We start from the raw sequence: 14,128 nt of genomic DNA, 5'->3' as shown, positions 1-14,128 counted from the left end.
CGGCGCTGGTCATCTCCCGTTCATGTTCGCGGAACGCCGGAAGACGAGACTGAGATTGTTGGCCGGCATGGCGACGCGGGCGTGGAGGGCGAGGCCGTGCCTGGCGGCCAGCGCCTCTACATTCTCTCGCCGCCGGAGGCCCCAGGCGGGGTTACGGCTCTTCAGGCTCGTATCGAACGCGAGGTTGGAGGGGGCGGTCTCTACTTCGTCTTCCAAATACGGCCCGTAGGTGACCAGCACGCCCTCGTCCGGCAGCAACCGGCCCGCCCCCGTGAACAGCCCCTCCGTCGCCGCCCAGGGCGAGATGTGGATCATGTTGATGCAGACGATCGCGTCCGCGCTCCGCACCGGCCAGTTGTCCGGCCGGGCGGCGTCCAGTTCAAGCGGCGCCAGCAGGTTCACGGTCCCCGCCTGCGCGCGCCAGGCGGCGATACTGGCCAGCGCCTGCGAATCGGGATCGCTCGGCTGCCAGGTCAGCCCCGGCAGGCTGGCCGCCATATGCACCGCATGCTCCCCCGCCCCCGAAGCGACCTCGAGCACCAGGCCACTGGCCGGCAGATGCGCCCGCAGCACCTCCAGAATGAGATCCTTGTTGCGCGCGGTGGCCGGAGAGGAGAGGGCGGTCATGATCCCACTCTAGCCGAAACCCGCCGAATTCAACTCTCCGCCCCAGAGGCGGAGAGTTTGAAAGCCGCGCTGCTCCGACCCAAGATGAATATGTCTAGACATATTCATCGACAAAACTCACCCGCCACACCGGCCCAGGCCCGCCTTGCCGCAGGCCGGTGCGCCACAAGGTGGTTCCAGGATGGTTTCGGAGGGGCAGAAAGGTGGGAAAATGCCGACGCCAAGGTGGGTCCTGGCCGCGCCCCAGGTGGTATCAAGGCGTTGAAAAAACGCCGGAATTACCCAAGCCCTCACCGCCCATCCGTGCTATAATCGCTTCGTTCCGGCAAACCACCCGCCGACAAACGAAACCGCTGGCGGCCCGCTGCCAACCCGCTAGGTTTCCTGCAATGCCCGCCCCGCTCATCCAGTTCGCCTCCGTCAGCAAGCGCTACGCCGGCCAGACCGCCGTCGACGCTGTCACGCTTGCCATCCCGGCCGGCCAGTTCGTCGCCGTGGTCGGCGCCTCCGGCTCCGGCAAGACCACCCTGACCAAGATGATCAACCGCCTGGTCGATCCCTCCTCCGGCCAGGTCCTCGTCGAAGGCGAGGATGTCGCGACCCAGGACCCGGTCCAGCTTCGCCGCCGCATCGGCTACGTTTTCCAGGGCGTCGGCCTGTTCCCGCACCTGACCGTGGCCGAGAACATCGCCATCACCCCGCGCCTGCTCAGATGGCCGGACGCCGGGATCATCGCCCGGGTCGCCGAACTCCTCGGCCTCGTCGATCTGCCGGGGTCTTACGCCGACCGCCGCCCCGACCAGCTGTCCGGCGGCGAGCGCCAGCGGGTCGGCGTCGCCCGGGCTCTGGCCGCCAAGCCCGCCATCCTGTTGATGGACGAGCCCTTCGGCGCCCTCGATCCGATCACCCGCGAGGCCCTCGGCCGCGCCACCCGCGACCTGCATGACAGGCTTGCCCTGACCACCGTCATGGTCACCCACGATGTCCAGGAAGCCCTGCTGCTGGCCGACCGCATCCTGGTCATGGCCGACGGCCGGCTGCTGGCCGACGCCAGCCCCCGTGAGCTGCTCAAGGGCCATGACGACCCGGCCGTCGCCGCCCTCATCGACACCCCGGCCCGCCAGGCCCGCGCCCTCTCGGCCCTCATGGGAGCGGACCAGTGAGCGAGCAGGTCGACGCCGCCTGGGCCCTGCTGCCCGACTACCTGTCGCAGCATGTGCTGCTCAGCGCCGCGGCGCTCGGTCTCGGCCTGCTGATCAGCCTGCCCCTGGCCGTGCTGGCCGCCCGCAGCCCGCTCGTCCGCTGGCCGGCCGTGACCTTCGCCGGCCTGATCCAGACCATTCCGGGCCTGGCCCTGCTGGCCCTGTTCTACCCGCTGCTGCTGGCCCTCTCCGGCTTTACCGAGAGCGCCTTCGGCTTCCGTCTGCAGGCGCTGGGCTTCCTGCCGGCCCTGCTGGCCCTGACCCTCTATTCGATGCTGCCGATCCTGCGGAACGCCGTCGCCGGCCTGACCGGGGTCGATCCGGCCGTGCGCGAGGCCGCCGACGGGGTCGGCATGACGCCTGCGCAGAAGCTGTTACGGGTCGAAGCCCCCCTGGCGGCTCCGGTCATCATGGCCGGGGTGCGCACCGCCGCCGTCTGGACCATCGGGGCCGCCACCCTTTCGACCCCGGTCGGCCAGACCAGCCTCGGCAACTACATCTTCTCCGGCCTGCAGACCGAGAACTGGGTCTTCGTCCTGTTCGGCTGCGCCGCCAGCGCCGTCCTGGCCCTGAGCGTCGATGGCCTGCTGGGCCTGGTCGAGCGCGGCGTCGCCAGACGCCAGACCCTGCCGGTGCTGGCCGGCGCGCTTCTGCTGCTGGCCGGTGTCGCCGGCGCGGCTGTCCCCAGCCTGCTGAACGCCAGCAAGCCGACCTATGTGGTCGGGGCCAAGAACTTCTCCGAGCAGTACATCCTCGCCGACCTGATCGGCGCCCGCCTGACCGCCGGCGGATCCCAGGTCGCCCGCCGCGACGGCCTGGGCTCGGCCGTCGCCTTCCGGGCCCTGGAGGCCGGCGAGATCGACGTCTACGTCGACTACAGCGGCACCCTGTGGACCAACGTCATGGGCCGCAAGGACACCCCGCCGCGCGCTCGGCTGATGGCCGAACTGACCGCCTGGATGGCCAAGGAGAAGGGCGTCACCGTCCTGGGCTCCCTCGGCTTCGAGAACGCCTACGCCCTGGCCATGGACCGCAAGCTGGCGGCGTCCCTCGGCATCGAGACCATCGCCGACCTCACCGCGCAGGCGCCGGCCCTGACCCTCGGCGCCGACCTGGAATTTCTGTCGCGCCCCGAGTGGGCCTCGATTGAGGGCGCCTACGGCCTGAACTTCGGCAAGGAAAAGTCCTTCAACCCGACCTTCATGTACCGCGCCCTGGCCAGCGGCGAGGCCGACGTCATCTCCGCCTTCTCCAGCGACGGCCGCATCGCCGCCCAGGACCTGGTGGTGCTGAGCGATCCCAAAGGCGCCGTGCCGAGCTATGACGCCGTGGTGCTGATCTCGCCCAGGCGGGCCAAGGACAAACGCCTGATCGAGGCGCTCACGCCGATGATCGGCGCCATCCCCGTCGAGGCGATGCGCAAGGCCAACTATGCCGTCGACCGCGACAAGGCCAAGCAATCCCCGGCCCAGGCGGCGGCCGAGTTGGCCAAGGTCACCAAACTTCAGTGATCCTTCTCCCGATTGTCGGGAGAAGGTGGCCCCCGAAGGGGGTCGGATGAGGGCAGCATCCGGCCAGTGAAGGTTGCCCCAACAACAGAAAGGGCAGCCCGGCCGAAGCCGGTGCTGCCCTCATCCGACCGCTTCGCGGCCACCTTCTCCCGACAAGCGGGAGAAGGGCGCTGACGCGCTGCTACTCGTCCTTGACGCGGCGCTTGCGGAAGCTGGGGTTCAGCACCTTCTTGCGCAGGCGGATGTTCTTCGGCGTCACCTCGACCAGCTCGTCTTCCTCGATGTAGGCGATGGCCTGTTCGAGGGTCATGCGGCGCGGCGGGGTCAGGCGGATCGACTCGTCCTTGCCGCTGGCCCGGACGTTGGTCAGCTGCTTGGCCTTCATCGGGTTGACGTCCAGGTCGTCCATCCGCGCGTTCTCGCCGATGATCATGCCCTGGTAGGTCTTCTCGTTGCCGCCAACGAACATGAAGCCCCGCTCTTCCAGGTTCCACAGGGCGTAGGCCTGCGTCTCGCCGTCGGAGTTGGAGATCAGCACGCCCTTGCGGCCGCCCTCGATGGCGCCCTTGTAGGGCTCGTAGTGGCTGAACACGCGGTTCAGAACGCCGGTGCCGCGGGTGTCGGTCAGGAACTCGCCCTGGTAGCCGATCAGCGAGCGCGACGGGCTCTTCAGGGTCAGGCGGGTCTTGCCAGCGCCGGACGGGCCCATGTCTTTCAGTTCAGCCTTACGGGCCGACAGCTTCTCGATGACGATGCCGCTGAACTCGTCATCGACGTCGATCATGACGTCTTCGATCGGCTCCATGCGCTCACCGGTTTCCGGATCGGTCTGGAAGACCACGCGGGGACGGCTGATCGACAGTTCGAAGCCTTCGCGGCGCATGCTCTCGATCAAAACGCCCAGCTGCAGTTCGCCACGACCGGCCACTTCGAAGGCGTCCTTCTCGGAGGTTTCGGTGACGCGGATAGCGACGTTCTGCTCCAGCTCCTTCATCAGGCGGTCGCGGATGACCCGGCTCTGCACCTTGTCTCCTTCGCGGCCGGCCAGCGGGCTGTCGTTGACCGAGACGGTCATGGAGATGGTCGGCGGATCGATCGGCTGGGCGGGCAGGGCGTCGGTGACCTCCATGGCGCACAGGGTGTCGGCCACGGTGGCCTTGCTGAGGCCGGCGATGGCGACGATGTCGCCGGCTTCGGCGTCGTCGACCGGCTGGCGCTTCAGGCCGCGGAAGGCCAGCACCTTGGTGATGCGGCCGCGCTCGATTTCCTTGCCGTCGCGCGACAGGGCGTGGATGGCCATGCCGGGAACAGCCTTGCCGCTCTCGATGCGGCCGGTCAGCAGGCGGCCCAGGAAGGGGTCGCTTTCGATCAGCACCGACAGGATCTGGAAGGGCTCGTCCTTGCGGGCGATGGCCTTGGGCTCGGGGACGTGGCGGACGATCAGGTCGAACAGCGGGCCGAGGTTATCGTTGGGCTTGCTGAGATCCATCGTCGCCCAGCCGTTCTTGCCGGAGGCGTAGATGTGCGGGAAGTCGAGCTGCTCGTCGGTGGCGCCGATGGCGGCGAACAGGTCGAAGGCGTCGTTCAGAACGCGGTCCGGATCGGCGTGCGGCCGGTCGACCTTGTTGAGGCAGAGGATCGGGCGCAGGCCCATCTTCAGGGCCTTGCCGAGCACGAACTTGGTCTGCGGCATGACGCCCTCTTCGGCGTCAACGAGGAGAACGCAGCCGTCCACCATGCCGAGGATCCGCTCGACCTCGCCGCCGAAATCGGCGTGTCCGGGGGTGTCGATGATGTTGATGCGGGTCTCGCCCGCCTCACCGTGCCACAGCACACTGGTGCACTTGGCCAGGATGGTGATGCCGCGCTCGCGCTCCTGGTCGTTGGAGTCCATGGCGCGCTCGGTCTGCGCCTCGTTGGCTCGGAAGACGCCGGACTGGGCCAGCAGCTGGTCGACGAGGGTCGTCTTGCCATGGTCGACGTGGGCGATAATGGCGATGTTGCGCAGGGACATAGGTCAACTTTATCGGGGAGGGGCGTTAGGGCCGCGAAGGCGCGCGCTTGTACGCGAGTGCGGCGCACAAAGCCACCCCGGGCGGACCGGACGACGAATGAACCCTGTGTGCCCGGCCTGAGGCGGGTTCAAACGCTTGTTTTTATTCACGGATCAGTGAATTGAGGCAGCAGTCGCCTGATTATTGTGCGCCGCAATATGACGGTTCGCGCACGGTATCACCTTACGTTACCGGTGTTTTCTGGGGCCTGATGCAGAAAAACTTCGCTGCGGAGGACATTTTGCCCTTGAGCTTTTGTGCGCCGCAACCTACTTTGAACTCGTGAGGCGGCCTCGCCGCCTCTGCCCTTCCTGGGCGTTTCCTCCCTAATGAACTGGCCGGGCCCTCGGGCTCGGCCGTTTTTTTATGCTCCCCCTCAGGGGGAGCTCCCGGCGAGCCGGGTGAGGGGGTCAACGAATACGCTGACGCCCCTTCCAACGGTGACCCCCACCACCACGGCCTGCGGCCGCGGTCCCCGCCCCCTTGGGGGCGGAACGGCTACCCCAAATCGCGCCAGCCCACCGCCAGCGCCTCGGTCAGGCGCGCCACATCCGCCTTCAGCCGCTCCAGCCCCTCCGTCGGCTCCAGCGTCGTCTCATCCAGGTACAAAGCCCGGTCGATCTCGATCTGCAGGGCGTGGATGCGTCGGGCGGGCCGGCCGTAGAACTCGGTGGTGTAACCGCCGGCATAGGGGGCGTTGCGGACCACCCGGTGGTCCATGGCCTCAAGCACTTTCTCCACCAGCCGGGTCAGGGCCGGCGCGCAGGCGGCGCCGAAGCGGTCGCCGAGCACCATGTCGCAACCCTTGCCGTGGCGCGGGGTGACCACCGTCCTGGCCGCCGCCGAGGGCATCGAGTGCCAGTCGATCAGGATGGCCATGCCGTGGGCGGCGTGGGCTTCGCCGATCAGCCGGGCCAGGGCGTCGTGATAGGGCCGGTGGGCGGTGCGGATCCGCGCCTCGGCCTCGGCGTAGCGCAGTTTGCGGCCGTAGATCTTCTGGCCCTCGCCGGCCAGCTTGGCGATCGCCCCCAGGCCCGCCGCCACCCGCGCCGTGCGGCCCTGGACATGCGGCGGCAGCTCGTCCTCGAACATCGCCGGGTCCAGCTCCCAGGGATCGCGGTTGAGATCGATGTAGGCCCGCCCGTAGCCGGCCGTCAGCACCGTCACCCCGGCCCGCGGGGCGGCGGCGATCAGTTCATCGACGAAGGCGTCCTCCGACCGGCGCATCAGGGCCTCGCCGACCGCCGCGGCCTCCAGCATCTCGGGCGGATAGACCCGGCCGGAATGGGGGGAGGCGAAGATCAGGGGCGTCGCGGGGGCGCCCGCAACAGGCGGGTCGATCCGGTATGCGATGCCGCCCGCCGCTGCCGAAGGCGTCGCCGGTGTCTCTGTCCGGTGCGGATCGGTCAGCGTCATGGCGCCAATTTCGTCCGCCCCCGGCGCCGGGTCAAAGGCTTTCGCTGCACGCGGACCTGCGGTTCCTGCTCGCGCGACAGGCGCGGTTCATCCGCCCTTTACGGGTTCGGGTGTAGGGTAAAGGCAACACAGTTATCGCCAAGGGTCTCGAGAACACCATATGCCCCGCATCCTGCTGGCCGAAGACGACGATTCCCTGCGCAACTTCCTGTCGCGCGCCCTGGAGCGCGCTGGCTACGACGTCCGCGCCTGCGCCGATGGCGAAGAGGCGGCCGGCTGCCTCGACGAGGACTGGGACCTGCTGCTGACCGACATCGTCATGCCTGGGATGGACGGCATCGAGGTGGCCCGCCACGCGGCCGCCCGGCATCCGGGCCTGCGGATCATGTTCATCACCGGCTTCGCCGCCGTCGCCCTGTCGGCCGGCGACCGCGCTCCGGCCGGCGCCAAGGTGCTGTCCAAGCCGATCCACCTGCGGGAGATCGTCACCGAGGTTGATCGGATGATGGCGGCGGCCTGATCGAAAATAACGAAACGGGACCTGTTGCGCCGGCCGGCAAGCCTCGCTATAGACCCCGCCTTCCTGCCGGTATGGACGTGTAGCTCAGCGGGAGAGCACTTCGTTGACATCGAAGGGGTCACAGGTTCAATCCCTGTCACGTCCACCATCCTTCCATCATACATTCCCCGTTTAGGGGACTCATGCGGAAAACGACTCACCGGCGGAAGGCTCGCACGGGTCGCTTGCGCCGGTTCTCGGCGGGCGCGGCCAGTCTTCTTTCTCGCGGGGCGCGAAAAACCTCGCCACCGCTTTGATTTTCTGCACAAATCGGGCTTAAAACCTGCGGCCAATAGCCGCCCACGCTTGCGCAGACTGCCGCATAGGTGGAGAAGCGGGGCGCAGGGTTGTGTGCTTGACCTTGGCGCGTTCGACGATAACTCGTCTCAGAGGGACGAGACCACGACCGGAGATAATGAATTGCCACGTCCTCAGCACGCCGCGCCCGACCCTATCGATGTCGCCGTCGGCGCCCGTATGCGTATGCGCCGTAAGACCCTCGGCCTGACCCAGACCGCGCTCGCCGAAGCGCTCGGCATCACCTTCCAGCAGGTTCAGAAGTATGAGCGCGGCGCCAACCGCGTCTCGGCCTCGATGCTGGTCCGGGCCGCCAAGCGCCTCGACTGCCCCGTGGCCTTCCTGGTCGGCGAGGAGCCGGGCGGCTTCCCCACCGACGAAACGCTGCTGACCATGCTGGCCTATCCCGGCGCCATCGATCTGCTGCACGCCTACACCTCGATCGAGGAAGCCGCGTCGCGCAACGCCGTGGTCACGGTCGCCCGCGCCCTGTCGGGCCAGGAAGCCCGCCGGTCCGCCGAAGCGGCCTGACGTCCAGACGATCGACGCTATCGAGCGCCTCCGGCCGCCCTGGCCGGGGGCGTTCGACGTTGTGCGACGGGCCGGATGCCACAATTTGTGTGGTCAGGCGCCCGGTCGTCCCGAACTGAAACGCTTTTTTTGCAACTCAGCGCCGATACTGCGCCCCATAATCCTCGATTGAAGGGGTGGGGTGTTGTTCAAGGTCCTTACGTGTCTCGTCACCGAGCACGATATCCGGCTTGTCCTGCTGGCGGGGCTGGTCTGCCTGTCGGCCTGTCTGACGGCCATGCGGCTGTATTCGCGGATGAGCGGGGCGCGCGGTCTGGTGCGCGGCGCCTGGCTGTTGCTGACTGCCCTGGTCGCCGGCTCCGGCGTCTGGGCCACCCACTTCCTGGCCATGCTGGCCTACAAGCCGGGCCTGGAGACGGGCTTTTCCTCGACCTGGACCATCGGCTCGCTGATGCTCGCCGTCGCCTTCATGGCGGCCGGCTTCTACGCCTCACTGCTGGTTGACGAGGAGCGGTCGAGCAAGTTCGCCGGCGGTATCCTGGTCGGCCTCGGCGTCGCCGCCATGCACTATTCGGGCATGACCGCCTTCATCACCCAGGGCCATCTGACCTGGGAGCCGGTCTACATCGCCGCCTCGGCCGTGCTCGGCATCGCCGGGGCCACCGCCGCCCTGATGATCATCGGCAAGTCGCGCCGGATCTGGCGCCAGATGGCCGCCGGCGGGGCCCTGACGCTCGGCGTCTGCGCCCTGCATTTCACCGGCATGGCCGCCATCACCATCGTCCCCGACAGCAGCATCGCGGTGCCCACCTCGATCATGGGCGTCGGCATGATGACCTTCGCCGTGGCCTCGATCACCGCCCTGATCATCCTCGGCGGCCTTGGCGCCCTGCTCATCGAGAGCGGCGCCAACCGGTCCGCCCTGGAGCGCATCCGCACCCTGGCCAATGCCGCCTACGAAGGCATCGTGGTCGTCCAGAATGGCCGCATCAACGACGCCAACAGCGCCTTCTGCGAGCTGGCCGGCGCCTCGCTGGAAGACCTGCTCGACCAGCCGCTGGTCGGCGGCATGCTGACCTTCGATGATCCCCTGCAGTCCGACGAGCTGCGCCGCGAGGCCCATCTGCAGCCGGTCGGCGAAGGCAAGTCGATCCCGGTCGAGGTGTTTTCGCGCCAGATGGACGATGGGGCCCGCGCCGAAACCTCCGGCCTGGAAGTTCTGGCCATCCGCGACCTGCGCGAACGCCGCGGGGCCGAGGAGAAGATCCGCTACCTGGCCGAACACGACGGCCTCACCGGCCTGCCCAACCGCAACGCCCTTCAGGTCAAGCTCCGCGCCGCCCTCGAACGCGTCGAGGCCTCCGGCGAGTCCCTGGCCGTGGTCTGTATCGACCTCGACCACTTCAAGGAAGCCAACGACCTGCACGGCCACCTGGCCGGCGACCAGGTGCTGATCGAGACCGCCCGCCGCCTGACCGCCAACCTGCAGGCGCCCAGCTTCGCCGCCCGTCTCGGCGGGGACGAATTCGTTGTCGTCCAGATCACCGACCAGGACCAGCCGGCCGCCGCCGCCGAACTGGCCGGCGGCCTGCTCGAGGCCCTCAAGGTCTCGACCAGCTGGGAGGGCCAGGAACAGGCCATGGGCGCCAGCCTCGGCGTCTCCCTCTATCCCGACGACGGCCGCACGGCCGCGGCCCTGCTGGCCAACGCCGACATGGCCCTCTACCGCGCCAAGGAAAGCGGCCGCGGCGCCTATCGCTTCTTCAAGCGCGAGATGGACGAGACCATCCGCGAGCGCCGCAACCTCGCCCGTGAGCTGCGCCAGGCCATCACCGACGAGGAGCTGATCGTCCACTACCAGCCGCTCGCCCGCGCCTCCGACGGCGAGGTCTGTGGTTTCGAGGCCCTGGTGCGCTGGAAGCATCCGGTGCGGGGCATGGTGCCGCCGCTCGACTTCATCCCGATCGCCGAGGAATGCGGTCTCATCGGCCCGCTCGGCGAATGGGTGCTGCGCCGCGCCTGTGCCGACGCCGCCAGCTGGGACAAGCCGCTGCGCATCGCCGTCAACCTGTCGCCGCTGCAGCTCAACAACCCGGCCCTGCCGACCCTGGTCCACGAGATCCTGATCACCAGCGGCCTGTCGCCGGCCCGGCTGGAGCTTGAGATCACCGAAAGCGCCCTGTTCAAGGACTACCAGCGGGCGCTGGACAACCTGCGCCGGCTGAAAGCCCTGGGCGTGCGCATCGCTATGGACGACTTCGGCACCGGATTCTCGTCGCTCTCGACCCTGCAGTCCTTCCCCTTCGACAAGATCAAGGTCGACAAGAGCTTCGTCGAGAACATCCACCGCGACGAGCGCGCCACCGTCATCGTCCGCGCCGTGCTGGGCCTCGGCCGCAGCCTCAACATCCCCGTCGTCGCCGAAGGGGTGGAGACCGAGGAACAGCGCGAGTTCCTGCGCGGCGAGGACTGCGCCGAGCTGCAAGGCTACGCCATCGGCCGCCCCGCCCCGGCCGAGACCCTCGGCGCCTGGACCAATGAGACCCCGGGCCTCAGCCCGCCGCCGGCCGCCGACAAGCCGGTGCTGCGCCGGAAGCGGGCGGCCTGAGGTCTGGCTCTTTTCGGCGGGCCAGAGGCCGGTCATAGTCGTGGCCTCTTCAAAGGAGCCGCGCCTTGCTGTCCACACTGATCGCCCTCGCCCTGTCGGCCGCCGCCCCCGCCGATGGCGCCCATGGCCTCTGGAAAACGCCTAGTGGCGGCCAGATCCGCATGGCCCCTTGCGGCGGCGATCTCTGCGCCACGGTGGTGGGCTCGCCCCATCTGCGTCAGAACCCCGACCAGAGGGACGTGCTGAACCAGAACGCCTCGCTGCGCGGCCGCCTCATCAAGGGCCTGCGCACGATGCAGGTCAGCCCGACCGGCCCCGGCGAATGGCACAAGGGCTGGGTCTACAATCCCGAGGATGGCAAGACCTACAAGGCCGAGGTGAAGCTGCTGCCCGGGGCGAAGCTGAAGGTCACCGGCTGCATCGCCAAGCCGCTCTGCCAGAGCCAGACTTGGACCCGCATTGGTGACTGACCGTCCCCGCAACATCATCGTCATCCTGGCCGACGACCTCGGCTACGGCGACCTGGGTTGCGATGGCGGGGCCATCATCCGAACGCCGAACCTCGACCGGATGGCGGCCGAGGGGACGCGGCTGTCAGACTTCTACGCCTCCGCCAACGTCTGCACGCCCTCACGGGCGGGCCTGCTGACCGGCCGCTACGCCATCCGCCTGGGCCTCGCCGAACAGGTGATCCAGGCCTCCGAGACCCGTGGCCTGCCGACCAGCGAATGGACCATTCCCAAGGCGCTGAAGGCCACCCACGCCACCGCCCTGATCGGCAAATGGCACCTGGGTCACACGGGCGACCACTGGCCGCCGACCGTGCACGGCTTCGATGTCTTCAAGGGCCTGCCCTACAGCCACGACATGCAGCCACTGGCCCATTGCGAGAAGGTCGGCGACGGCCCGCTCACCGAACGGCCGGCCGACTTCGCCAGGCTGACGCAGACCTTCTTCCACGACGCCCTGGCCTTCGCCGAAGAGAACCGCGATCGCCCCTTCTTCGTGCTGCTGGCCCTGACGGCGCCGCATGTGCCGCTGGTCCGCAACGATGACGTTCCCTTGGATTCGCCGGGCGGCGCCTACGGCGACGTCGTCGAGGAGATCGACCGCAACGTCGGGACCCTGCTGGATCGCCTGAAGGCGCTTGGGCTCGACGAGGACACCCTGGTCGTCTTCACCTCCGACAACGGCCCCTGGTTCGAGGGCTCGTCCGGCCCGTTCCGCGACCGCAAGGGCGGGGCGGGCTGGGACGGCGGCTACCGCGTGCCCTGCATCCTGCGCCAGCCCGGCGTGGTGCCCGCCGGCCAGACCCGCAACGCCATCGCCAGCAACCTCGACTTCCTGCCCACCTTCGCGGCCCTGACCGGCGTGAGCCTGCCCGCCGACCTCGAGCTCGACGGCAAGGATTTAACCCGGGTGATATTCGACGCCGCCGACTCGCCGCATGAGGCCATCGTCCTGTTCGACAACGCCAGGGTCGCCGCCATCCGGACCCAGGATTGGAAATATGTGGTGCGGTCCTATTTCCGTACCTTCGACATCCCGCTCGGTCGGTTCAACTACCCCCTGCTGTTCGACATCGCTCGCGATCCCGGCGAGAACTACAGCGTCGCCTCGCTGCATCCGGCCGTCACCGCCGAGCTCAAGGGCCGCACCGAGGCGGCCCAGGCCTTCTACGAGCCGATGACCAAGGCCTTCCCGCCCTACGTCCGCCCGGCGGCGGCCGACTGGCATCCGGACTAGCGCTTCAGCCCGCCCAGCAGTCCCCGCAGCAGCGCCCGCGTCAGCTGCGGCACCACGCTGCGGACCACCGACTTGGCGATGGTCTCGCCCATGCCCTGGCGGCTCGAGCGGGCCGGGGCGCGGGCCCTTGGGGCCGGCCGGTTCATCTCCCGCTCGCGGCGGGCCTGTTCCTTGGCCCATTCCTTCTCCTGGGCCTCGCGCTGCTTGGCGATCTGGGCCTCGGCGGCGTCGAGTTCGGCCTTGCGGGCCCCCTCGGCGGTTTTCTGGTTGATGCGTTCGAAGGCCGACTCGCGGTCCTGCGCCGTGTCGTAGATCCCCTTCACCGGGCTGCGCGACTGCACCGTCGCCCGCTCCTCCGGCGTCGCCGGGCCCAGGCGCGAGGCCGGCGGCCGGATCAGGGTCTTGCCGGTGACGGTCGGCGCCCCCTTCTCGTCGAGCACGCTGACCAGGGCCTCGCCGACCCCCAGGCCCTGGATGGCCTCGGCCGTATCGAAGGCCGGGTTGGGCCGGAAGCTGGCGGCGGCGGCCCGCAGGCCCTTCTGCTCGGCGGGCGTATAGGCGCGCAGGGCATGCTGGATGCGGTTGCCCAGCTGGGCCAGCACGGTTTCCGGAATGTCGGCCGGGTTCTGGGTGACGAAATAGATGCCGACGCCCTTGGAGCGGATCAGCCGCACCACCTGCTCGACCTTTTCCAGCAGCGCTTTCGGCGCATCACGGAACAGCAGGTGGGCCTCGTCGAAGAAGAAGACCAGCCGCGGCTTCTCCGGATCCCCGACCTCCGGCAGCTCCTCGAACAGTTCCGACAGCAGCCACAGCAGGAAGGTGGCGTAGAGGCGCGGGCTCTGGATCAGCTTGTCGGCCGCCAGGATCGAGACCACGCCCCGGCCCGAGCCATCGATCCGCATCAGGTCGGCCAGATTGAGAGCGGGCTCCCCGAACAGGTTCTCGGCCCCCGCCGTCTCCAGTTGCAACAGGCCGCGCTGGATGGTGCCGATGGTCGCCGCCGAGACGTTGCCGTACTTGACGTCGAATTCCTTCTCATGGTCGGCGACATACTTCAGCGCCGCCTGCAGGTCCTTCAGGTCGAGCAGCAGCAGGCCCTCGTCGTCGGCCATCTTGAAGACGATGTTGAGCACCCCCTCCTGCACCTCGTTGAGCTCCATCAGCCGCGCCAGCAGCACCGGCCCCATCTCCGAGATGGTGGTGCGGACCGGGTGGCCCTTGTCGGCATAGAGGTCCCAGAACACCGTCGGCGGCGCGTCGGGCCGCAGCTCGAGGTCCATGCCGGCCGCCCGGGCCAGCATCTTCTCGTTCGGCGTTCCCGGCATGCAGATGCCCGACAGGTCGCCCTTCACATCGGCCGCGAACACCGGCACGCCGTTGTCGGAAAAGCCCTGCGCCAGGATCTGCAGGGTCACAGTCTTGCCCGTCCCCGTCGCCCCGGCCACCAGCCCGTGGCGGTTGGCGCGGTCCAGCCGCAGCAGCTGCGGCGTCTCGGCCATGCCGACGAACAGAGCGCCTTCGGGGATATCGACCATGCGGAAACTCCTTGATCCGGGGTCCAAGGCTTAGCGCGG

General features: G+C 68.5%; 11 protein-coding genes and 1 tRNA gene. 8 read left to right on the top strand and 4 right to left on the bottom strand.

Going from position 1 to position 14,128, the window contains the following annotated elements; genetic code table 11:
* Positions 1 to 9: 9 nt before the first annotated feature.
* Positions 10 to 627 (bottom strand): DUF938 domain-containing protein, encoded by a 618-nt coding sequence (locus O5I81_RS19980; protein WP_271066618.1) that lies wholly within the window; start codon positions 625 to 627, stop codon positions 10 to 12.
* 389 nt (positions 628 to 1,016) lie between these two features.
* On the opposite strand from O5I81_RS19980, the gene O5I81_RS19975 reads away from it, so the two are divergent.
* Complete coding sequence (locus tag O5I81_RS19975) at positions 1,017 to 1,790, top strand: ATP-binding cassette domain-containing protein (protein WP_271066617.1); 774 nt, start codon at positions 1,017 to 1,019, stop codon at positions 1,788 to 1,790.
* On the top strand, positions 1,787 to 3,340 hold the full coding sequence (locus tag O5I81_RS19970) for a glycine betaine ABC transporter substrate-binding protein (RefSeq protein WP_271066616.1): 1,554 nt from the start codon (positions 1,787 to 1,789) through the stop codon (positions 3,338 to 3,340). Before O5I81_RS19975 ends, O5I81_RS19970 begins: the two co-directional genes overlap by 4 nt.
* A 181-nt stretch (positions 3,341 to 3,521) precedes the next feature.
* Here the strand turns inward: O5I81_RS19970 and typA are convergent, their stop codons facing one another.
* Together typA and O5I81_RS19960 are read right to left on the bottom strand one after the other, a co-directional pair.
* Positions 3,522 to 5,354 carry a translational GTPase TypA gene (typA, locus tag O5I81_RS19965; RefSeq protein WP_271066615.1) on the bottom strand — a complete coding sequence of 611 codons (1,833 nt, stop codon included), beginning with the start codon at positions 5,352 to 5,354 and terminating at the stop codon, positions 3,522 to 3,524.
* 538 nt (positions 5,355 to 5,892) lie between these two features.
* A complete protein-coding gene (locus O5I81_RS19960; protein ID WP_271066614.1) occupies positions 5,893 to 6,810 on the bottom strand; it encodes an N-formylglutamate amidohydrolase in 918 nt (305 codons plus the stop codon).
* Positions 6,811 to 6,970: 160 nt separating this feature from the next.
* On the opposite strand from O5I81_RS19960, the gene O5I81_RS19955 reads away from it, so the two are divergent.
* From O5I81_RS19955 to O5I81_RS19930, 6 genes are all read left to right on the top strand, one after another.
* Positions 6,971 to 7,330, top strand: a complete 360-nt coding sequence (locus O5I81_RS19955; RefSeq protein ID WP_271066613.1) for a response regulator — start codon at positions 6,971 to 6,973, stop codon at positions 7,328 to 7,330.
* A gap of 73 nt (positions 7,331 to 7,403) precedes the next feature.
* Positions 7,404 to 7,478: transfer RNA gene (locus O5I81_RS19950), tRNA-Val, on the top strand.
* 311 nt (positions 7,479 to 7,789) lie between these two features.
* Positions 7,790 to 8,197, top strand: a complete 408-nt coding sequence (locus O5I81_RS19945) for a helix-turn-helix transcriptional regulator (protein ID WP_348637273.1) — start codon at positions 7,790 to 7,792, stop codon at positions 8,195 to 8,197.
* Between the two features lie 184 nt (positions 8,198 to 8,381).
* Positions 8,382 to 10,805: an EAL domain-containing protein gene (locus tag O5I81_RS19940; protein WP_348637272.1), complete on the top strand. Its 2,424-nt coding sequence runs from the start codon at positions 8,382 to 8,384 to the stop codon at positions 10,803 to 10,805.
* A 65-nt stretch (positions 10,806 to 10,870) separates the two neighbouring features.
* Positions 10,871 to 11,275, top strand: coding sequence for a DUF2147 domain-containing protein (locus O5I81_RS19935; protein ID WP_271066611.1), 405 nt, complete (start codon positions 10,871 to 10,873; stop codon positions 11,273 to 11,275).
* A complete protein-coding gene (locus O5I81_RS19930) occupies positions 11,268 to 12,551 on the top strand; it encodes a sulfatase (RefSeq protein ID WP_271066610.1) in 1,284 nt (427 codons plus the stop codon). The genes O5I81_RS19935 and O5I81_RS19930 overlap by 8 nt, the downstream gene beginning before the upstream one ends.
* On the opposite strand, the gene O5I81_RS19925 is transcribed toward O5I81_RS19930, so the two are convergent.
* Complete coding sequence (locus O5I81_RS19925; RefSeq protein WP_271066609.1) at positions 12,548 to 14,089, bottom strand: helicase HerA-like domain-containing protein; 1,542 nt, start codon at positions 14,087 to 14,089, stop codon at positions 12,548 to 12,550. The genes O5I81_RS19930 and O5I81_RS19925 overlap by 4 nt on opposite strands.
* Positions 14,090 to 14,128 lie beyond the last annotated feature (39 nt).

This window comes from Caulobacter sp. NIBR1757, assembly GCF_027912495.1.
In the GTDB taxonomy this organism is placed as follows: domain Bacteria; phylum Pseudomonadota; class Alphaproteobacteria; order Caulobacterales; family Caulobacteraceae; genus Caulobacter.
This window is presented reverse-complemented; position numbering and strand designations above follow the sequence as displayed.